Genomic DNA, 19,870 nt, shown 5'->3' with positions numbered 1-19,870 from the left:
TTTGATTGCAAAAATACAAAAAACAATCAGAATCTCCATCTTAGGTATGTATAGAGATCAGTTCTGCTGTTACCGTTAATCTGCTCTGTACCGGAGCCAATTATATCTCGGTTGAAGTAATTTGTATACCCTGCTTTTGCAGAAAGTGTAAGCTGAGGAGTAATCTCAAATTTGGCCGATAGCGCCAATCTGATCCCTTTTCCATAAAAAGATGGCATATAGAATGTGCTTAAAATATTTCTTTCATATGAATAAAGCCTGGAGTTATAAGTGTCAGAGTTGAACCAGGCTAAATATGAGTCAACATTTATGCCTTTTCCACCTCTGAATCCAATGTTTTGAGAGATCATCACACCTCTCTCATGAGATTGATATTTGGCATAGTATCGGGCAAAATCTACTGTTGATCTAAAATTCCACCCACTGCTGTTTTCCTGAGAATACCTTAAACGAAGTTTATTAGTAATGTATGGCAATACAGACTTTTCTTCAAGTTCGGGGTTGTCCAGATTCTTCTCCTTCCTTTTAAACTTATATCTTGCTTCAATATAAGAATGCTCAGAAAAGGTATAGCTGCTTTTAAAATATAGGTCCATTGCTTTTGAAGGTCCATTAACACCATACTTCTTCCACGGAAATCTTACCAGGTCCAGGTATGAGTTTACAGTTAACCTTTTAACTGGTTTGAAGGCAGTAGCTATAAATATGCCATTCTCATTCTGAACCCTGCTTCCTTCTGAAAATGCCTGAGCATGTAATGCATTGTATGTGATGGGGTATTTGCGATAAAGTAATGTGAAAGAGATATCTGTCACAGGCCGATATTGTAACGAGTTTATTGTTGCAACTGCTCCATTCTTTGCAATAGCTGTTTCTCCGGCAAGAATAAAACCTGGAAGCTGATATGAGTAATCTATACTCGCATTAAGGTTTGACTGATCTCTTAAATAATACTTATTGTAGTCTCTTAATACAGGATTATACATTTTATTATAAATGTGATATACACCGCTAATACCTGTCTGGAAACGATTGTATCTGTAATTTATATTTGTTCCTATAACCTGTTCTCGTGTATTTTTCTTTTTACTTATCTCCAGTGGAGTGCGATGTAGACCATCGGTTTTAAATGATGTAATTTCACCACTGTCTGATATGTTAGTATCAATTAGTCTGTTTGAATAGAATGCTGTTAACGATACATTGTTAAATTCAAACATAGCTGCACCACCTCTGAAGAAGCCATATTCTGTAGTAGAGAAATGCCTCTTTGGACCAGTTGTACGTCTAGCAACATTGTCAATGCTCCATGATTTGCTTCCGGGAAAGTCATTATTAAGAATCAGCCCTTGTCCAAAAGAGATTCTATAATCTCCTATTGCCAAAGTTTTAAGTCTACCTGAATTATTAATTATGAAATGAAATCCATAATGGTCATATCCTTTTTTATAGCCCTGTTTGAGAAGCGGTTCTCCGGCATCTTTTTCAGCAGTAATTCCCATTTGAATTTTTTCTCTGTATTTCAAAGAATATCTTACTGAATTGTAAAAGTCTTCACCTCTATACTTACGATTGGGGTATCGTTCAAGTATGCTGTCGGAGAAACTCCCATATCCTGCCCTTGGTGTCAGGGTTTTGTCAAACCTTATCTGGATATCATGCTGACTGAATTTATACTCTCTGTTACTGTCTGAATCTTCTTCCCCAACATAAAAGAATGGTATTATTAGTTGTATCGTTCTATAGCTTAATTTTTTTACATTCCTCAACTCATAAACTGTCATTACAGGGCGGTTGTGCTTAAGGAAATCAAAAATCATATTTACCTCTTCACTGCTTAATAAGGGTATACTCTCCAGCTCTTCTTTCTTTACAGTATTAAGGTTTAAAGGGTTTGTTTCCAAGTTTAAAAGTTCTTCATACATGTTCTCAATTACTACAGAGTTTTCAATCTCTTCTTCTGCCAATTGAGACAAATATTCACGCCAATTTTCATTTTGACCAGCCACTTTAAATGTAAATAAATAGAATATCAAAAAAATAGAATATATCGTGATTTTCATTTTTATTAAGTCAATTTTCTCAAATATATCAGTTAAACATCAAAAAATCAAATATTTCGGTTTTTAGGGAACAGTGCAAAATGGCAGGATTTATAAGGTTCAGCATTACAAAATGATTGAAAAACTAACAAATAATGAATAAAATGTTCATAAATATTTTGAAATAAAATCTAAATGATTATATTTGCAGCATAATATAATCAAAAAGACACAGCGGACGTCCTTTTACTGTCTATTTAATATTTATTGCAGCTAATTATTTACAATAAGATTGAAATTGGGTTATTCACTTAATAAAATTATGTATGAATAGATTATTTGTTTTACTGCTTACCATTTTTATATCAATTAGTTTAGTAAAGTCACAGGAGTTAACTGTAAATGCTGAGGCAGATATTGTAAGCTCTTATATCTGGCGAGGTTTATATGTTGGCCCTGCTTCAGTTCAACCAGGCATATCGCTCTCTTCGGGAGGTTTTACATTGGGTGTCTGGGGCTCTTCCAGCTTCAATGCTTCATGGAGAGAGTTTGACCTCTTTGCCAGCTATTCAATAGGTAATTTTAATTTTTTTATAACTGATTATTTTTTGCCGCATGATCTCCCTGCTATAGAGAAGATCAGTTATTTTGATTTCTCTAAACATGTTGTAGAAGCAACTTTAGGCTTCTCTCTAGGAGAGTCTGTCCCGCTATCTTTTGTATGGAATACTAATTTTATAGGTGATGATGACTACTCTAGTTATTTTGAAGCAAGTTACTCTATCCCCACATCTTTTGTCGATATAGATCTGATATTAGGTGCTACTCCTGCAGCGGGGTATTATTCAGATGGTTTTGCTGTTGTGGTTACTGCTATTAAGGCAACTAAAGAGATATCTTTAAGTGACTCATTTTCAATTCCTGTTTATACTCAGGCAGTTCTTAATCCTGATTCTAAGGACGTTTTCCTACTTTTTGGAATGAAGTTTTAATAATGCACTATAAATAAAATAATATGAAAAAAATTGAAGCAATTATTCGTAAGTCGAAGTTCGATGAGGTCCGAAAAGCATTGCATAATGCTGATATTGACTTCCTCTCCTGGTGGGAGGTGAAAGGACAGGGAACCGCAACTCAAGGTCTTATCTTCAGAGGTATTGCATATGATGTAAATGCCATAGACCGTATTTTTATCTCTTTTGTAGTCCGGGAAATTAATGTTCAGAAATCAATTGATGCTATTCTTGAATCTGCCTATACTGGTGAAAGTGGAGACGGAAGGATCTTTGTTTCCACTATCGATCAGTCCATACGTATCAGAACAGGCGATAGAGGTGATGAATCATTATATGACAAGCAAAAGTAAAAATATTAAAAATTGTAATTTATGAGTGAAGAATTATATATGACAGAACAGGTAGTGGAATCAGTTTTAGATAGTGGAAATACAGCATGGATCGTTGTCGCAACCATCCTTGTACTGATGATGACAATTCCAGGATTAGCACTTTTTTATGGTGGACTGGTAAGACGCAAGAATATTTTAAGTGTATTGATGCAGTGTCTTATACTTACTGCAGTAATAATTATAGAGTGGGTTATTATAGGATATAGTCTCGCTTTTACTTCAAGTGGCGGTTCTGCAAATCTATTTATCGGAGGATTTGATAAAATATTTCTTAGCGCTGTTGGTGTTAATGATATACTTGAGGGATATTCAATTCCAGAGTTATTGTTTGTCTCATTTCAGGGAATGTTTGCAGTAATAACTCCTGCCTTAATAATTGGAGCTTTTGCAGAACGTATTAAGTTTAAAGGGTTCATTCTGTTCTCAGTATTTTGGGCATTACTGGTATATAATCCATTAGCTCACTGGGTATGGGGTGGAGGATGGATTGGTGAATTAGGTGCCATAGATTTTGCAGGTGGTACTGTAGTTCATATCAATGCCGGAGTTTCAGCTCTGATGATGGCTGTACTTTTAGGAAGACGAAAAGGGTGGAACACTCCTGGTGAAGCTCCAATTACTCCTCACAATATTCCATTTGTAGTAATAGGTACAGCTCTGCTCTGGATGGGTTGGTTAGGGTTTAACGGAGGAAGCGGATTAGCTGCTGATGGAATATCAGCTAATGCAATATTGGTTACAAATTTAGCGGCAGCTGCTGCAGCATTAACCTGGTCACTTCTCGATCAAATTATTAATAAGAAGCCAACTGTAGTTGGTTTCTGTACAGGTGTTATTGCAGGTTTGGTGGCCATAACTCCAGCTGCTGGTTCTACAGGTGTGTTTGGGGGCATTGTTATTGGAGTTGCTTCTGGTCTGATATGCTTCTGGATGGTTGCTCATGTAAAATTCAGGTTTGGGTATGATGACTCCTTAGATGCTTTTGGTGTACATGGTGTTGGAGGAATCATAGGTTCAATTCTGATTGGGGTTTTTGCCACTCAGGAGATTACAGGCGAAGGTGGGGCAAAAGGGGCACTTTATGGTGACTGGAATCAATTGTGGATTCAGTTTATAGCTACAGTTGCAACAATTGCATTTAGTGCGTTAATGACTTGGGTGCTTTTCAATCTGGTAGATAAACTTGTTGGTATAAGAGTCAGCGAAATCGAAGAGTCTATAGGTCTTGATATTTCTGAACATGGAGAAATAGCATACGAATAGTATTAATGTTTAATGTTTTACTCTTTATTACAGGATGTTTTTTATAAAGACATCCTGTTTTTTTGCTTTATCTCAGTTAATTGGAGCATATAAAGATAAAAACATGTAAATTTACGACTGTTTTAATTCTAAAGTAATCATGTTAAAAGACATATTAGCCTCATTAATAATCATTTTCCTCTCTTTTTCATGCGGGGAATTAGGTAAGCATAATGAAGTCATCGACTTTCCTCAAATATTACAAAATGATACGCTGCATGTACTTACGCTAAATACGTCAACCTCATATTTCATTTATCGCGATCAGGAAATGGGATATCATTATGATATGATATCCAACTTCTGCAGGGAACATGGAATCACACCTCATGTAATTGTGGCAGAGAATATGGACGAAATGATTAGAATGCTTCAGAATGGTAAGGGTGATGTAATTGCATATAATCTGCCGGTAACAAATCAGATGAAGGACTCTTTTCTTTATGCAGGATTCATGCAAACATCTCACCAGGTTCTGGTGCAGAGAGTGAGACAGGTGGATTCTATGCTCACTGATGTTGTGGAACTTATTGGTAAGGAGGTTACGGTAATTGATAATTCAAAGCATTTTGACAGATTAATGAATCTGGACAAAGAGCTGGGTGGTGGCATTATCATTGACAGGGCTGATAGAGATTCACTGGTTACGGAAGATCTGATTCGGATGGTTTCGAGAGGTGAAATTGAGTTCACAGTATCTGATGATGATCTTGCAAAATTAAATCAAACCTATTTCAGAAACCTTGATGTTCATCTTCAAATAAGCTTTGATCAGAGGTCTTCATGGGCAGTCAGAAAAAATAGTCCCATACTTGCAGATTCACTTAATAGCTGGTTTGAAAGAACCAGAGCTGAACCTGCTTACCTTAGAATTGAAAAACGTTATTTCGAAGAGGCTAAAGGATATACCGAAATAAGGCAGTTTTCGATAAATGAGAATCTGGAACTTGGGGTGATTTCGCCATATGATATATATTTCAGGCGGTATGGTGAACAGACAGGAATCGACTGGCGTTTACTGGCATCTATTTCATATCAGGAGTCAACTTTTGACAGTGGTGTAAACTCTTGGGCAGGGGCTTCCGGGTTAATGGGGCTGATGCCTTCAACAGCATCATCTTTAGGTGTAGATGCAGATCAGATTTTTGACCCTGAAACAAATATTCGAGCAGGCTCGGAATACCTGAAAATGCTTTTAAATGTATTTAGTCCAATAAATGATTCAAAAGAGCAGTTAAAAATGGCGTTGGCTGCCTATAATGGAGGAATAGGACATATCTTTGATGCAAGGGCGCTGGCAGAGAAGTATGGCGCTGATCCTGATGTGTGGGCTGGAAACGTGGAAAGATATATACAATTGAAACGACTTGAGCAGTATTACAATGATCCTGTCTGTAAAAATGGCTACTTCAGAGGGGATGAAACAGTGAACTATGTTATTGATGTTGTTAGTAGATGGGAACATTACATGCAGAGGGTTAAAGAATAATTTTTTGAATTATCGTTAAATGAAAAAATCATTATCTTTGTGATTGTATCAAAGAGTGTAACCAATAGAAATAATCAAATATGTCAGTCATAATTAAGAAAGTCACTTCTAAGGATGACCTAATGAAGTTCATCCAGTTTGGTATAGATCTCTATAAAGGAAATGAATATTTTGTACCACCTTTAATTTATGATGAGAGAGCTACTCTTAACAGGAGTAAGAACCCGGCATTCGACCACTGTGATGCCACCTATTTTCTTGCATACAGAGATGGTGAAATAGTGGGCAGAATAGCAGTAATCATTAATTATAAATCTAATGAAAGATGGAATCAAAAGCATGCGCGATTTGGTTTCGTAGACTTTATTGATGATGAAGATGTAGTTGATTCATTGTTTGGTGCAGCAGAAAGCTGGGCTCGCTCAAGAGGTATGGAGAAAATTCATGGTCCATTAGGATTCACCGATCTCGATCATGAAGGTATGCTCATTGAGGGTTTCGACAGAATGGGAACAATGGCCACCATATACAATTATCCTTATTACCAGAAGCATATGGAAAGAATGGGATATGTAAAGGATAAAGATTGGGTGGAGTTCTTAATTCAGATCCCGCCAGAGGTCCCCGAACGATTCTCCAGAATGGGAGAGATTGTAAAGAAAAGATTTGGACTGACAGTTAAACACCTGCAGAGAAAACAGGATGTTTATCCATATGCAAGAGAGATGTTCATCCTTATAAACAATGCATATAAGGATCTTTATGGTTACGTAGAATTAAGCGACAAGCAGATAGATTATTATGTGGATATGTATATCCCGATGATACGACTTGATTTTGTAACCTTGGTACTGAGGCAGAATGACAATAAACTTGTTGGTGTAGGAATTGGATTACCAAGTATGTCTGATGCTTTGAGAAAGGCTAAGGGAAGATTCCTTCCCAATGGATGGTATCATCTCTACAAAGCTCTTAAAGGGAATGGGCATAATGGAGTGCTCGATCTGCTTATGATAGCAGTTGATCCGGAATACCAGGGAAAAGGTGTTAATGCATTAATGTTTAATGAATTTATACCTGCTGCAAATAAACTGGGAATGACTAAGGCTGAAAGTAATATTGAACTTGAAGATAACAGCAAAGTTCATTCTATGTGGAATGGTTTAGAGTATGAGCAGCACAAGAGAAGAAGAGCCTTTATAAAAAATATTTAAGGGAGAGTAAAAAGTGAACGAAGCAGAAAAAGAATTAAAGATTTTACAGGATAATTATCAGGAAGAAAATATAGTCACACTTGAGTGGAAAGAGCATATCCGCCGTCGACCAGGAATGTATATCGGAAAGCTGGGTGACGGATCATCGGCCGACGATGGTATATATGTTCTTCTAAAAGAGGTTCTCGATAACTCAATTGATGAGTTTATGACAGGGTTTGGAAAAACTATTGATGTTGTTATAGAGAACGATACTGTTATGGTACAGGACCATGGGCGAGGGGTTCCGCTTGGTAAGGTAAAGGATGTTTGTTCTAAAATGAATACCGGAGCTAAGTACGATTCTAAGTCATTTAAGAGATCTGTGGGTCTTAATGGTGTAGGTATTAAAGCAGTAAATGCACTATCATCCAGTTTCTCAATGGTGAGCACAAGGGATGGACAGTCCAAAACTGTAACATTCTCACAGGGAACTCTTTTAAGTGACGGTGAGTTGGAACCATCAAATAACTCTAGTGGCACCAGGGTGGAATTTACACCTGACAGAGCAATTTTTGGAGATTATCATTATAGGGATGAACATATTGAGCCTCTTCTAAAAAATTATGTTTTCCTGAATATTGGTCTCACAATCAACTTCAACGGGAAAAATTACAGTTCTAAAAATGGACTGGAGGATCTTCTTAACGAAAATCTTACTTCAGAGGAGCTTTATCCTATTATTCATCTTTTCGGAGAGGATATAGAGGTAGCAATTACACATACAAATCAATATGGCGAAGAGTATTACTCTTTTGTAAATGGTCAGCATACAACTCAGGGTGGTACTCACCTTGCAGCTTTTCGTGAGGCTACTGCACGAGTTATTAAGGAGTTCTACGACCGTAACTATGAATTTTCAGATATAAGAAACGGTATCGTAGCAGCTATTAGTGTAAAGGTTGAAGAACCGGTTTTTGAGTCGCAGACAAAAACCAAACTAGGTTCTAAAGATATGGAACCTAATGGTGTTACTATTAATAAGTATATCAACGACTTCCTAAAAAGAGATCTTGATAACTATCTTCATAAGAATCCGGATACTGCAGAGATCCTGCAGAAAAAAATACAGGATTCTGAGAAAGAGAGAAAAGCTATTGCAGGTGTTACTAAACTTGCTCGCGAAAGGGCAAAAAAAGCAAATCTGCATAACAAGAAACTTCGTGATTGCAGAATTCATTACAATGATCCAAAGGGTGATCAGCGTGATCAGACGGCAATTTTTATAACAGAGGGAGATTCGGCAAGCGGGTCTATTACTAAAAGTAGAGATCCAAATCTACAGGCTGTTTTTAGTCTGCGAGGCAAACCTCTAAACTGCTTTGGTCTGACAAAGAAGATCGTATACGAGAATGAGGAGTTTAACCTGCTTCAGGCTGCGCTGAATATTGAAGAAAATATGGATGGTCTGCGATATAATAAGGTTATTATTGCAACAGATGCTGATACCGATGGTATGCATATCAGACTTCTTTTGCTTACATTCTTTCTTCAGTTCTTCCCTGATTTGATCAAGAAGGGGCATGTCTATATTTTTCAAACTCCGCTTTTCAGGGTTAGGAATAAGAAAAAAACTATATATTGCTATTCAGAAGAAGAGCGTATAAATGCTATTGATGAACTTGGGCCTAACCCGGAAATTACAAGGTTTAAGGGGTTGGGAGAGATATCACCTGATGAATTCAGAAACTTCATTGGAGAAGATATCCGACTCGATAAAGTGACAATGAAGAAAGAGGACCTTCTAAAGGAGCTGCTCGAATTTTATATGGGTAAAAATACTCCGGAAAGACAAGCTTTTATTATAGATAATCTTGTTGTAGAGGAGGATGTTGTAGCTTAATTATTATCTTGCATTATGAGTGAAATAGTAGCAGAAAACCTGGCACAGGATAATATCAGAATTGCTGTTTTCCCAGGTACGTTTGATCCATTTACAATTGGACATGAATCACTTGTGCGAAGGGGACTGCAGCTGATGGACAAGATTATAATAGCAATTGGGGTCAATGAGTCCAAAAAATCATATTTTTCGCTACAGCAGCGTATTGAAATGATAAGCGAATTATATAAAGATGAACCTCGAGTAAGCGTGCAAAGCTATGATACCTTAACTATTGAATTTGCCGAGAAAGTAGGAGCACGCTATATTTTGAGGGGAATAAGATCGGTAATTGACTTTGAATATGAGAAAACTATTGCGGATATGAACCGAACTATTTCCGGAATAGAAACGTTTGTATTATTCACAGAACCGGCTCTGACTCATATTAGTTCCTCGCATGTAAGGGAGCTTTTAAGGTATGGTCGCGACATCACTGGCTTTATACCTAAAGGGATGAAATTATTTGATTAAGTGATAAAATAACAACTTGCATTTACATAGAGTAGTATTACTCAACAAAATTTGACATATTGATGCTAAAAAAAATAACCGGACTTTTCCTTTGTATTCTACTTTCCTCTGTTGGTGCATCAGCACAGTTCAGACCAAGTCCAGAAGGTATAAAACTTGAGCGAACACTGCAACTTATTAAAAACCTTTATGTGGATGATGTTGATTCGAAAGAACTTACCGAATCTGCAGTACGTGCTATGTTGAGAGAGCTGGACCCTCACTCAAGCTATCTTAATGAAGAGGAGGTTAAAGCAATGAATGAACCACTGCAGGGCAATTTTGATGGTATTGGTATATCATTTAATATGCTCACAGATACGCTTTATGTGATGGAGGTTATCGCAGGTGGACCTTCTCAGAAAGTAGGGATATTGCCCGGTGATAAGATTATATATGTGGGAGATACTCTGATTGCAGGGGTTGAGATGAATAACCAGGATGTTGTTAAGATGCTTCGTGGTCCTAAAGGTACTACGGTAAATGTAAAGGTCTTGAGGCGAGGGTCAAAGGATTTGATTGAGTTCAGGATAGTTAGGGATAAGATTCCAATCACCAGCATCGACGCTGCATACATGGTGTCAGAAAATATTGGTTACATCAGACTGAGCAGGTTTGGGATTTCCTCTGCTGATGAGTTTAAAGCTGCTGAAAGTAAACTCAGATCGCAAGGTATGAAGCATCTCTTGTTGGATCTTACAGATAACGGTGGAGGAATATTGCAGACTGCCAACGAAATTGCTGATGAGTTTCTTGGTGAGGGAAAAGTTATTGTTTATACTGAAGGTAAAAATCAGCCAAGATATACAATGAATGCCACTGGGACTGATGAATTGAATGGTGGAAAACTGGTAATTTTAGTAAATGGCTCTTCTGCCTCTGCAAGTGAAATTCTGGCTGGTGCTATTCAGGATTGGGACAGAGGGGTTATTGTAGGTAGAAGAACTTTTGGGAAGGGATTAGTACAGCGACAACTGCCACTGCCTGACGGAACAATGATTCGCCTTACTGTTGCAAGATATTATACTCCTTCGGGAAGGAGCATTCAGAAACCATATGAGGAGGGTAACATTGAAGCATATAATCAGGATTTTATTAACAGATATAATCAGGGTGAATTGTTTGAAGTGGACAGTATTCATTTCCCTGATTCACTTAAATATAAAACTCTTATAAATGAGCGTACGGTATATGGAGGGGGTGGTATAATGCCTGACTATTATGTACCTATAGATACAACTTCCGGAACAATGTTCCATGCAAATCTAAACGCAAGGGGTGTAATTAACAGGGTTGCAATTGGGGAGGTTGACAATAACCGCAAATCTCTTTTAAGTAAATTTTCTGATGTAGAAGAATTTAATAAAGGGTACCACATTTCTGATGACTTGTTAAACAGGTTAAAAACTGTTGCAGCTGAAGTTGATGTTGAGTGGAATGAAGATGAATATTTAAAATCTCAGAATCTTATATTTGTACAACTGAAAGCCTTGATGGCAAGAGATCTGTATGACTCATCTGCTTTCTTCAGAATTATAAATGATGAAAATGATATCTACCTGGAAGGACTGAAGATAATTTCTGATGAGAAGCTCTACAACCAGTTGCTGCAAGGGGTATAAAGTTTAACAGCTGATTAATCTATTGGTTGATTAGCTGATTTAGATAAGTATATTACCAATGAATTTTTTTAACCAAAACATTAAGAGATGAATTACAACTACAGCAAACTTCTTGTAAAAGAGGATAGTAGGGTGGTGCTCAGCAACTTCCCAACTCTCGAGGATGGTGGATATAATAAGAAAACTGCAAAAGAGGAGATAAAGAACAATATTAAGGAATTGAAGAAATTTCAGGAGATGTTCTATGCTGATGACAGGTACTCGCTCTTAATAATTTTGCAAGCCCGAGATGCTGCTGGAAAGGATGGAGTGATTCGTCATGTTATGTCGGGTATAAACCCACAAGGCTGCATGGTTCATAGCTTTAAGACACCAACAAAAAATGAACTTGAGCATGATTACTTCTGGCGCCATTACAGAGAATTACCACAGAGGGGAATGATAGAAATTTTCAATAGATCGCACTACGAAAATGTACTTGCTACTAAAGTTAACCCACAGTGGATTCTTAATGAACGTATTCCGGGATATGGATCAGTAGATAAAATAGATCAGAGCTTCTGGGATAATAGATATGAGAGTATAAACGCTATAGAGAAACATCTCTATAATAATGGAATGAGGATATTGAAATTCTTCCTGAATATTTCAAAAGAGGAACAAAAACAAAGGTTTCTTGACCGTATCAATGAACCTGATAAGAACTGGAAGTTTAGTTCTGCTGATTTGCAGGCACGGTCGCAGTGGGACGACTATACTGCCGCTTATGAAGAGATGCTTAGTAAAACTTCAAAACAGTATGCTCCATGGTATGTAATTCCGGCAGATAAAAAGTTTTTTACACGTGTTGCTGTTGGCGAAATAATACTTGAGCTGTTTAAATCACTAGACCTGCATTACCCTCCAGCAGAATCACCAGAGATTTTGGAGAAAGCGAAGGTAAGGTTAGAAAACGAATAGTGAACTAAACAGTATAATTTAATTAATAAGTACTGTTTTTCTCATGCAGATTTTCAGAAGATCTTTTCTCTTTTAAATTTGCATCCAGTCTGGATATTAACCATAAAAGGCTAAATATCGATGCTACAAAAACTATTGATCCCCAAAACTGAATAGAAAACAGGAATTCGCTTCCTTTTATAAAATAAGCTGTTGCAATAATTACAGCCAAAACAGCATACATAGTCCCGAAAATAGAAGCAAGATCCTTTAAAACATTTCCTGTAGCTTTTTTATCAGATGCCTGCTCATTAATCTTTTGTGTAGAAAATGCTTTCTCAGTCTCAATCTGATGCATAATCCTGTATTTCAGATTCTCAGGAGCCTTTATTTTTGAAGATTCAATCATCTTTTTGATTATCTCTTCTGCATTATTTTTATCATTATTTTCCATTATAACATTCTTCATTATTTAATTTACAATCACATTCTCCGTCTCATCCCGGTAATGCTTTAATAGCAACTCCTTAAACAATTTCCTGGCACGGAACAGTTTCACTTTTACATTAGATTCATTCAATCCGGTAATGCCTGCTATCTCTTTTACAGGATTATCTTCCATGTAGTATAAAGTTAGCAGGAGTGCATCACCTTTTGGAATCTTTTGCATGATGTCGGCAACCATTTCATTGCGTTCAACATCTTCTATCTTAATATCAAGTGCATCATAACCTATCTGTACAGCATTCTCAATCTCTGTTTCCTTTGTACTGAGCCACATCTGTGATTTTGTATGTGAAACAGCTGTATTGTAGACTATACGATAGAACCAGGTTGAGAACTTACTCTCTGAGCGAAAACTGTGCAGGTTTCTATAAGCTTTTACATAACTCTCCTGCACCACATCTTCCGCATCCTGCATATTGCCACAAATCCGATAGGCTATTGTGATTGCCATATCCTGATAAGTTTCAACAAAGTAAGAGAATGCGGAAGTGTTGCCTGAAAGTACTTGTTGCACACAATGATTCTCGTTCATTGAAAAGTGTTATTCCTGTTCTTGCTCTTCTCTTTGATTCTTCACTGACATTTTCTGTGTTACCATAAAATATGCCAGATAACCTATACCAAGGAAAAATACCACGCTTGCGCCGGTGACCCAAAACTCATTACCCATACCTATAACCATATACTCTGAGCACAAGAATCCAACAATTATTCCAATACCAAGTGCAATTAGAACAATTCCGTTTCTGAGTGAAACCATCTTATTTGGATCTGATTTTCTTCTGGGTGTATCGGGAGGAATGATTCCCTGATTAATTAACCCCATTCGTTCTTCGTTCCTTGTCTGCATCCATCTTAATCCTAATACTAAACCTGTAACGATAGGCAATCCAATTGTACATATGATTGCAACAATCGGTATCCATAAACCATCCATAATTATTTGTTTTAAAATGTAAATATTTTTGTTTTCGTAAATAGGACTCATCCACTGATGGATTGGTTACAAAAATAACAAAATATTTTTCTGACTTTCTATTTTTTCTATTATCTTCATATCTACCACATATTTTTATTAGGAGGCCTTGGATTATGTATCCGTGATGTGCATTTGAGTTTATATATAAATAGTCCCGAACTGAAAGGCCGGGACTAAATAAATTTTTTTGTGATCGATAGACTTCTAGCGGTTTACCAAAATAATTATTTATTCTTTAGTAAATCTCGAATCTCTGTAAGAAGTACTTCTTCTTTGGTAGGTTCAGGTGGGGTTTCAGGAGCAGGTTCCTCTACTTTCTTCCTCTTTAGCGAATTCATAGCTTTAATAACCAGGAAGATAGCTGTTCCGATAATTGCAAAGTCCACAACTGACTGAATAAACGAGCCATAGTTCCATGTTACAGCAGGCGTAATCACTTCCGATCCTTCCATAACAGCCTGTTTTAAAACTAGTTTAAAGTCGGCAAATTGTCCTTGTCCTCCTAGTAAACCCAGTGGCGGCATTAAAATATCATTCACAAAAGAAGTAACAATCTTTCCGAATGCTCCTCCAATTACAATACCCACGGCCATATCTACGACACTGCCGCGCATTAAAAATTCTTTTAGTTCTGATTTAAATGACATAGTTCTTTTGATTAATAGGGTTGTATACTCTTTATAGCAAAGAAAGTAAAAATATTCTAATATATGTTGTTAAGGTCTTAAAATAAAAATAGTTGTTCTTAATAAAAGATTTCGGCAATCATACAACGTGCTGAACCACCGCCATTTTTCTCTATTGTACCTAGTTCTGCAGATACAATTCTGTTATATGTTGATATAATATTTTCCTGCGATGATGTTAAGGAATTATGCGCAGAAGCTGACATGATCATCAGTGGACTGCCATTTCTACTTTTTACTTCTATCATATTTCCGGCAAATTGTGAAACCTGTTCTAATGAAATATCAACAATTATTTTACCTGTTGAGTTTAACTGTGAAATAACTTTTTTTCGCTCATCCTCATCTTTAATCGATTCAAGACATATTACAGCAACCTGCATACCTATTGCCATCATCACATTTGTGTGATAAATATTGTTATTGTTTTTATCAACTGCATCAAAAATAACAGGCTGGAAATTCATTCTGGAGCAGAAATCGGCCAGTACTTTCTCTGATGTACGTGGTGAACGACAACAATATGCAATTTTCTTACGTCTGTCAAATACCATACTTCCAGTGCCCTCAAGATACTCACCTTCATTCTCCCAAAAAGTAAAATCTACCACTTTCCTGTGGTTCATATTTCTTTTAAGCAGTTCTATGATGTGTGGCTTTCGCTCCAGCCTGCGGTTTGGGGCGAACATTGGATAGAGTACCAATTCTCCAGAGAAATGAGACGAAAACCAGTTGTTCGGGAATATTGAATCAGGTGTATACGGATCAGGAGTGTCCTGTACAACTGTGACATCAACATCATTTGCTCTAAGTAGATTAACGAAAGCATCAAACTCTTTAATTGCCTCCTCTGCAATTCTTTCCTTTTCAGATTCCTGATCTGATAACTCGGATCGTATCTGAAAGTAGTTGTTCTCTGCTGTTTCTTCATTAAAGGCAAAACGTGCAGGGCGTACCATAAGAATCTTTGATGTTGTCTGCATATTGAATCTATATATATATGAGAAGTAACTGGTTATTATTCAAGCAATTTTAATGATTTTGCTATTATTCCAATAGCATCATTTAATTCCTCTTCTGTAATTATGAGAGGGGGTGCAAAACGTATGATATGTCCATGTGTTGGTTTTGCAAGCAACCCATTCTCTGCCATTTTCAAACATACATCCCACGCCTCTTTTCCATTATGAGGTTCAATTACAATGGCGTTGAGCAGACCTTTTCCTCTAATCTCTTTAATAAAGGGACTTTTTATCTTACCAAGCTCTTGTCGAAATATCCTGCCTAAATATTCAGCTTTTTCTGCAAGATTTTCCTCTTTCACAACTTCAAGTGCGGCAGTAGCAACTTTGCAGGCTAATGGGAATCCTCCAAAAGTGGAGCCATGCTGACCAGGTTCTATCGTAAGCATGATATCATCATCAGCCAATACAGCAGAGACTGGCAATACTCCACCTGAAATGGCTTTACCCAGAATTACAATGTCAGGTCTGATACCTTCATGATCACAGCATAATAATCTGCCTGTGCGAGCAATTCCAGTCTGCACTTCATCAGCAATAAAAAGGATATTATGTTTTTTGCAAAGATTATAGCACTCTTTCAGATAACCTTCATCAGGGACAAACACCCCGGCTTCACCCTGTATTGGTTCTACAAGAAAACCGGCAATTGACTCTCCTTTTTCCTGAAATATCGATGAGAGTGCTTCACTGTTATTGTATGGAATAACTTCAATCCCGGGAGTATAAGGTCCATAATCCGCACGAGCATCTGGATCGGTTGACAATGAGACAATCGTAATTGTTCTGCCGTGAAAATTGCCTTCACAAACAACAATAATTGCTTCGTTCTTGGGTATCCCTTTTTTTAAATACCCCCATTTACGAGCCAGTTTAAGAGCTGTTTCAACCCCTTCTGCACCGGTATTCATCGGTAATACTTTATCATATCCAAAGTATTCATGAATATATTCTTCGTATGGACCAAGCGTGTCATTATAAAATGCACGTGAGGTGAGGCAGAGTGTTTCAGCTTGTTCTTTCAGTGCATTAACTATTTTGGGATGGCAATGTCCCTGGTTCACTGCTGAATATGCTGATAGAAAATCATAATACTTTTTCCCATCAACATCCCAGACATAGCATCCTTTTCCACTTGCCAATACTACCGGTAACGGGTGATAATTGTGAGCACCATATTTTTCTTCCTGATCGATATATTTCTTTGACAGTGTTGATATTATCATATTCTCGAATAATTAGTTTCACACAATAAAACACCTGGTATAATTTGAATATAGAACTTCTAGCTGATAACCAGGTTTCTGAATTCTATAGCTTTACCTTCGCTTTGCAGTCCGATATGCCCTTCTTTAACATTGCTTGAAGCAATATTTTGCAGTACTCCGTTTACTTTTACGGTAATATTGCCATCTTTTACAGTTATCTGAACCTTGTTCCACTCTCCCGTAGCGTTTTCACTCGATGGATTTTGTTTTTCAATTACAGGAAATGCTGGTCTCTCCTCAACACCTTCGGGCAGTACATACTCATTCAAATCAGCTCCGGAGAGCAATACCAGATCACCTGCCTTACCTGCCATAAGTTGACATTCAACACCTTTAGGGAATGGATTATTAGTCTCTTCTATCAGAAAGAAAACACCACTGTTGGTTGCTTCGCCTACCCATCTGTATTCCAGGTCCAAAGTGAAATCTGCATACTTCTCTTTAGTATACATGTAACCAAATGGTTCACCTTTAATTTTGATAATGCCATCATTTAAAGAAAAGACCTCTTCAGCATGAACAGCATTGTTTTCAACTACAAACTCCCAGTTTGACAGGTCTTTGCCATTAAAAATTTCATTCGATTTTTGTGTGCAGGCTGTTAAAAAGATTGCTAAAAATAAAAAAGCTGCATAAAGGTTTAATAATTTCATAAGTAAGTAATATTAATTGAATTCTTTTTTGGATTATGCTCTTCTGTTGGATTAACTCCAGATCTTTTTTATCACTACTCTTTACAAAAATACACTTTTTATTTACAATTAATAATGATAGGGATTAAATTCAACAGTTCAATCTGTTGATTCAAAAGTTAACCTGTAAACATCAGTCTGTTAAGAGAAGCTCTACTAAAATTCTGAAAAAGATTGTGAGAAAGTTTGGAAATGCATAAATTTGTCCCAAATGAGTATGCATGCATTCCAGGGGATAACAAAAAATGAATAAAGCACAATTTCTATGGGTCGATGATGAAATAGACCTCCTGAAGCCTCATATACTTTTTTTAGAAGAAAAGGGGTATACCACGGAATGTGTTACCAATGGGCATGACGCCATCAATAAGTGCAAATCTAAGTCATATGATCTGATTTTCCTGGATGAACACATGCCAGGGTTGACGGGATTGGAAACTCTTGCTGAGATTAAAGAGAGGTCTCCAAATGTACCTGTTGTAATGATTACAAAAAGTGAGGATGAGGGTATTATGGATAAAGCAATTGGTAAAAAAATTGCCGACTATCTGATAAAACCGGTTAACCCTACTCAGGTACTTACTTCAATCAAGAAAATACTGGACAAAAAGAAGCTTGTTTCTGAGACTGTTTCAGAGACCTACAGAAAGGAATATAATCTCCTGGATGAGGCAATTAAGAGCAGTAGAACTGACAGCGACTGGATAGAATTGTACAGAAAACTAGTCTTCTGGGAGATTGAACTAGAGCGATATGATTATCCTGTAAAAGAGCTCCCGGAAATGCAAAAATCGGAAGCTAATATAGCATTTGCAAAGTTTGTAAGAGAAAACTACAAACGATGGATAAACAGGTGGTTAAGTGAAAAAGAGGGGAGTGAGGAAGGACCGGTTATCAGTCCTGACCTGTTTGAAAAATATGTCTTCCCTATCCTTGATAAAGGGGAGAAATTGTTTTTTATACTTATTGATAATTTCCGTTTCGACCAGTGGGAGGTAATTAAGGATATAGTTTATGAAAATTTCGATTGTGAGGAAAATCTCTATTTCAGTATTTTACCTACTGCTACGCCTTATGCAAGAAATAGTATCTTTTCAGGGCTACTGCCTAAACAAATTTCAGAGAGATACCCCGACTTTTGGATAGATGAGTCGGATGATAACACCAAGAACGGTTATGAGGATCTGCTTATAGAATCTCAGTTACATAGGGGTGGGCTAACAAGCTCATTTTCTTATCACAAAGTAAATACTATAAGAGAAGGAAGTAAATTATCAGATAAATTCAGGGAGCTTGAGAAGTATGATCTTAATGTTATCGTCTATAATTTTATAGACCTGCTTTCTCATGCCAGGAGTGAACTAAAAATGATTAAGGAGTTGACTTTTGATGAGGCATCTTATCGCTCACTTACAAGATCGTGGTTTATGCATTCTCCTATAGTGTCGTTACTTAAAAAAATTTCAAGTGCCGGTTATAAGGCTGTGCTTACAACTGACCATGGCTCAATACGGGTCAAGAATGGATTAAAAGTGGTAGGTGACAGAGAGACAAACACCAATTTAAGATATAAGTTTGGAAAGAATCTGGCTTATGATCCCAAGAGAGTATTTGATATAATTCATCCGTCCAATTATGGATTACCTGAACCAAATATTAGTACAAGGTATATCTTTGCACTAAATCGGGATTTTTTTGTTTATCCAAATAATTATAATCAAATTGAGACCCATTTTGAGAACAGTTTTCAACATGGAGGAGTTTCACTGGAAGAGATGATGGTGCCTTTTATTTTATTAAAACCAAAATAGACTATTGTGAAAATTGTAATAAAGAATTTAGATGAGATCAGTACTGCTGCCCGTGAGTTTCTGAAGATTATGGGAGAGAACAGGGTTTTCGCCTTTTATGGGAGTATGGGAGCCGGTAAGACAACTTTTATAAAAGCCCTATGTGAAGAGCTTGGGGTGACAGAAACAGTGGGTAGTCCAACCTTTGCAATAATTAATGAATACAGAGGGGGTAATGGTTTGCCAATATATCATTTCGATTTCTATCGTATAAATAAACTTGAAGAGGTGTATGATTTTGGCTACGAGGATTACTTCTATAGTGGAAATTTATGCTTGATAGAGTGGCCTGAGCTGGTAGAGTCGCTTTTGCCTGAAAATACTGTCAGAGTTTCAATACAGGAAACGGAAGATGGCAGCAGGATGATTGATGAAATGTAGATAAATCTAATACCCTGTTTTAAACGAAAAAGAAT

At 36.9% G+C, this 19,870-nt stretch carries 19 protein-coding genes; 11 read left to right on the top strand and 8 right to left on the bottom strand.

Annotated features, from left to right (window positions below):
* Nucleotides 1-26 precede the first annotated feature (26 nt).
* Nucleotides 27-2,009 carry a ComEA family DNA-binding protein gene (locus PHO43_RS03870; protein WP_288008939.1) on the bottom strand — a complete coding sequence of 661 codons (1,983 nt, stop codon included), beginning with the start codon at nt 2,007-2,009 and terminating at the stop codon, nt 27-29.
* Nucleotides 2,010-2,368: 359 nt separating this feature from the next.
* On the opposite strand from PHO43_RS03870, the gene PHO43_RS03865 reads away from it, so the two are divergent.
* From PHO43_RS03865 to PHO43_RS03825, 9 genes are all read left to right on the top strand, one after another.
* Nucleotides 2,369-3,034 carry a TorF family putative porin gene (locus PHO43_RS03865; protein WP_288011358.1) on the top strand — a complete coding sequence of 222 codons (666 nt, stop codon included), beginning with the start codon at nt 2,369-2,371 and terminating at the stop codon, nt 3,032-3,034.
* Between the two features lie 23 nt (nt 3,035-3,057).
* The gene (locus tag PHO43_RS03860; RefSeq protein ID WP_045090500.1) at nt 3,058-3,408 is read left to right on the top strand and encodes a P-II family nitrogen regulator; all 351 of its coding nucleotides are present in this window, start codon (nt 3,058-3,060) and stop codon (nt 3,406-3,408) included.
* A gap of 21 nt (nt 3,409-3,429) precedes the next feature.
* Entirely contained in the window at nt 3,430-4,713 is a 1,284-nt protein-coding gene (locus PHO43_RS03855) for an ammonium transporter (protein ID WP_288008936.1), read from the top strand.
* Nucleotides 4,714-4,852: 139 nt separating this feature from the next.
* Nucleotides 4,853-6,241, top strand: a complete 1,389-nt coding sequence (locus PHO43_RS03850; protein ID WP_053827109.1) for an MltF family protein — start codon at nt 4,853-4,855, stop codon at nt 6,239-6,241.
* A gap of 80 nt (nt 6,242-6,321) precedes the next feature.
* Nucleotides 6,322-7,455 carry an N-acetyltransferase gene (locus tag PHO43_RS03845; protein WP_045090498.1) on the top strand — a complete coding sequence of 378 codons (1,134 nt, stop codon included), beginning with the start codon at nt 6,322-6,324 and terminating at the stop codon, nt 7,453-7,455.
* Nucleotides 7,456-7,468: 13 nt separating this feature from the next.
* A complete protein-coding gene (locus PHO43_RS03840; RefSeq protein WP_045090497.1) occupies nt 7,469-9,337 on the top strand; it encodes a DNA topoisomerase IV subunit B in 1,869 nt (622 codons plus the stop codon).
* A gap of 15 nt (nt 9,338-9,352) precedes the next feature.
* A complete protein-coding gene (coaD, locus tag PHO43_RS03835; protein ID WP_045090496.1) occupies nt 9,353-9,850 on the top strand; it encodes a pantetheine-phosphate adenylyltransferase in 498 nt (165 codons plus the stop codon).
* A 62-nt stretch (nt 9,851-9,912) separates the two neighbouring features.
* Nucleotides 9,913-11,511: a S41 family peptidase gene (locus PHO43_RS03830; protein WP_045090495.1), complete on the top strand. Its 1,599-nt coding sequence runs from the start codon at nt 9,913-9,915 to the stop codon at nt 11,509-11,511.
* Nucleotides 11,512-11,598: 87 nt separating this feature from the next.
* The gene (locus PHO43_RS03825; RefSeq protein WP_045090494.1) at nt 11,599-12,471 is read left to right on the top strand and encodes a polyphosphate kinase 2 family protein; all 873 of its coding nucleotides are present in this window, start codon (nt 11,599-11,601) and stop codon (nt 12,469-12,471) included.
* A gap of 22 nt (nt 12,472-12,493) precedes the next feature.
* Here PHO43_RS03825 and PHO43_RS03820 read toward each other — a convergent pair whose 3' ends face one another.
* The 7 genes from PHO43_RS03820 to PHO43_RS03790 form a co-directional block, all read right to left on the bottom strand.
* The gene (locus tag PHO43_RS03820) at nt 12,494-12,919 is read right to left on the bottom strand and encodes a hypothetical protein (protein WP_045090493.1); all 426 of its coding nucleotides are present in this window, start codon (nt 12,917-12,919) and stop codon (nt 12,494-12,496) included.
* Between the two features lie 3 nt (nt 12,920-12,922).
* Nucleotides 12,923-13,489, bottom strand: a complete 567-nt coding sequence (locus tag PHO43_RS03815) for an RNA polymerase sigma factor (RefSeq protein ID WP_045090492.1) — start codon at nt 13,487-13,489, stop codon at nt 12,923-12,925.
* A 9-nt stretch (nt 13,490-13,498) separates the two neighbouring features.
* Nucleotides 13,499-13,894, bottom strand: coding sequence for a DUF6249 domain-containing protein (locus PHO43_RS03810; RefSeq protein ID WP_074010797.1), 396 nt, complete (start codon nt 13,892-13,894; stop codon nt 13,499-13,501).
* 266 nt (nt 13,895-14,160) lie between these two features.
* Nucleotides 14,161-14,583, bottom strand: a complete 423-nt coding sequence (gene mscL / locus PHO43_RS03805) for a large-conductance mechanosensitive channel protein MscL (protein WP_045090491.1) — start codon at nt 14,581-14,583, stop codon at nt 14,161-14,163.
* Between the two features lie 98 nt (nt 14,584-14,681).
* On the bottom strand, nt 14,682-15,605 hold the full coding sequence (gene ctlX / locus PHO43_RS03800) for a citrulline utilization hydrolase CtlX (protein ID WP_053827113.1): 924 nt from the start codon (nt 15,603-15,605) through the stop codon (nt 14,682-14,684).
* Between the two features lie 35 nt (nt 15,606-15,640).
* Nucleotides 15,641-16,870 carry an ornithine--oxo-acid transaminase gene (gene rocD, locus PHO43_RS03795; protein ID WP_053827114.1) on the bottom strand — a complete coding sequence of 410 codons (1,230 nt, stop codon included), beginning with the start codon at nt 16,868-16,870 and terminating at the stop codon, nt 15,641-15,643.
* 59 nt (nt 16,871-16,929) lie between these two features.
* Complete coding sequence (locus PHO43_RS03790; RefSeq protein WP_045090488.1) at nt 16,930-17,565, bottom strand: 3-keto-disaccharide hydrolase; 636 nt, start codon at nt 17,563-17,565, stop codon at nt 16,930-16,932.
* A gap of 284 nt (nt 17,566-17,849) precedes the next feature.
* Between PHO43_RS03790 and porX the strand changes: the two genes are divergently transcribed.
* Together porX and tsaE are read left to right on the top strand one after the other, a co-directional pair.
* Complete coding sequence (porX, locus tag PHO43_RS03785) at nt 17,850-19,415, top strand: T9SS response regulator signal transducer PorX (protein WP_045090487.1); 1,566 nt, start codon at nt 17,850-17,852, stop codon at nt 19,413-19,415.
* Between the two features lie 6 nt (nt 19,416-19,421).
* Nucleotides 19,422-19,835: a tRNA (adenosine(37)-N6)-threonylcarbamoyltransferase complex ATPase subunit type 1 TsaE gene (gene tsaE / locus PHO43_RS03780; RefSeq protein ID WP_053827117.1), complete on the top strand. Its 414-nt coding sequence runs from the start codon at nt 19,422-19,424 to the stop codon at nt 19,833-19,835.
* Nucleotides 19,836-19,870: the final 35 nt, after the last annotated feature.

Origin of the sequence: Lascolabacillus sp. (assembly GCF_028696275.1) — a bacterium.
GTDB classification, from domain to species: Bacteria; Bacteroidota; Bacteroidia; order Bacteroidales; family Dysgonomonadaceae; genus Proteiniphilum; species Proteiniphilum massiliensis.
Note: the sequence above shows the minus strand (reverse complement) of the source record. Positions and strands in the feature narration are given on the sequence as shown.

What these genes read in the sequence shown, in the direction of transcription:
- PHO43_RS03865 (WP_288011358.1), top strand. Translation starts at nt 2,369, where the DNA reads ATGAATAGATTATTTGTTTTACTGCTTACCATTTTTATATCAATTAGT.
- PHO43_RS03860 (WP_045090500.1), top strand. Translation starts at nt 3,058, where the DNA reads ATGAAAAAAATTGAAGCAATTATTCGTAAGTCGAAGTTCGATGAGGTC.
- PHO43_RS03855 (WP_288008936.1), top strand. Translation starts at nt 3,430, where the DNA reads ATGAGTGAAGAATTATATATGACAGAACAGGTAGTGGAATCAGTTTTA.
- PHO43_RS03850 (WP_053827109.1), top strand. Translation starts at nt 4,853, where the DNA reads ATGTTAAAAGACATATTAGCCTCATTAATAATCATTTTCCTCTCTTTT.
- PHO43_RS03845 (WP_045090498.1), top strand. Translation starts at nt 6,322, where the DNA reads ATGTCAGTCATAATTAAGAAAGTCACTTCTAAGGATGACCTAATGAAG.
- coaD (WP_045090496.1), top strand. Translation starts at nt 9,353, where the DNA reads ATGAGTGAAATAGTAGCAGAAAACCTGGCACAGGATAATATCAGAATT.
- PHO43_RS03830 (WP_045090495.1), top strand. Translation starts at nt 9,913, where the DNA reads ATGCTAAAAAAAATAACCGGACTTTTCCTTTGTATTCTACTTTCCTCT.
- PHO43_RS03825 (WP_045090494.1), top strand. Translation starts at nt 11,599, where the DNA reads ATGAATTACAACTACAGCAAACTTCTTGTAAAAGAGGATAGTAGGGTG.
- PHO43_RS03820 (WP_045090493.1), bottom strand. Translation starts at nt 12,919, where the DNA reads ATGAAGAATGTTATAATGGAAAATAATGATAAAAATAATGCAGAAGAG.
- PHO43_RS03815 (WP_045090492.1), bottom strand. Translation starts at nt 13,489, where the DNA reads ATGAACGAGAATCATTGTGTGCAACAAGTACTTTCAGGCAACACTTCC.
- PHO43_RS03810 (WP_074010797.1), bottom strand. Translation starts at nt 13,894, where the DNA reads ATGGATGGTTTATGGATACCGATTGTTGCAATCATATGTACAATTGGA.
- mscL (WP_045090491.1), bottom strand. Translation starts at nt 14,583, where the DNA reads ATGTCATTTAAATCAGAACTAAAAGAATTTTTAATGCGCGGCAGTGTC.
- ctlX (WP_053827113.1), bottom strand. Translation starts at nt 15,605, where the DNA reads ATGCAGACAACATCAAAGATTCTTATGGTACGCCCTGCACGTTTTGCC.
- rocD (WP_053827114.1), bottom strand. Translation starts at nt 16,870, where the DNA reads ATGATAATATCAACACTGTCAAAGAAATATATCGATCAGGAAGAAAAA.
- PHO43_RS03790 (WP_045090488.1), bottom strand. Translation starts at nt 17,565, where the DNA reads ATGAAATTATTAAACCTTTATGCAGCTTTTTTATTTTTAGCAATCTTT.
- porX (WP_045090487.1), top strand. Translation starts at nt 17,850, where the DNA reads ATGAATAAAGCACAATTTCTATGGGTCGATGATGAAATAGACCTCCTG.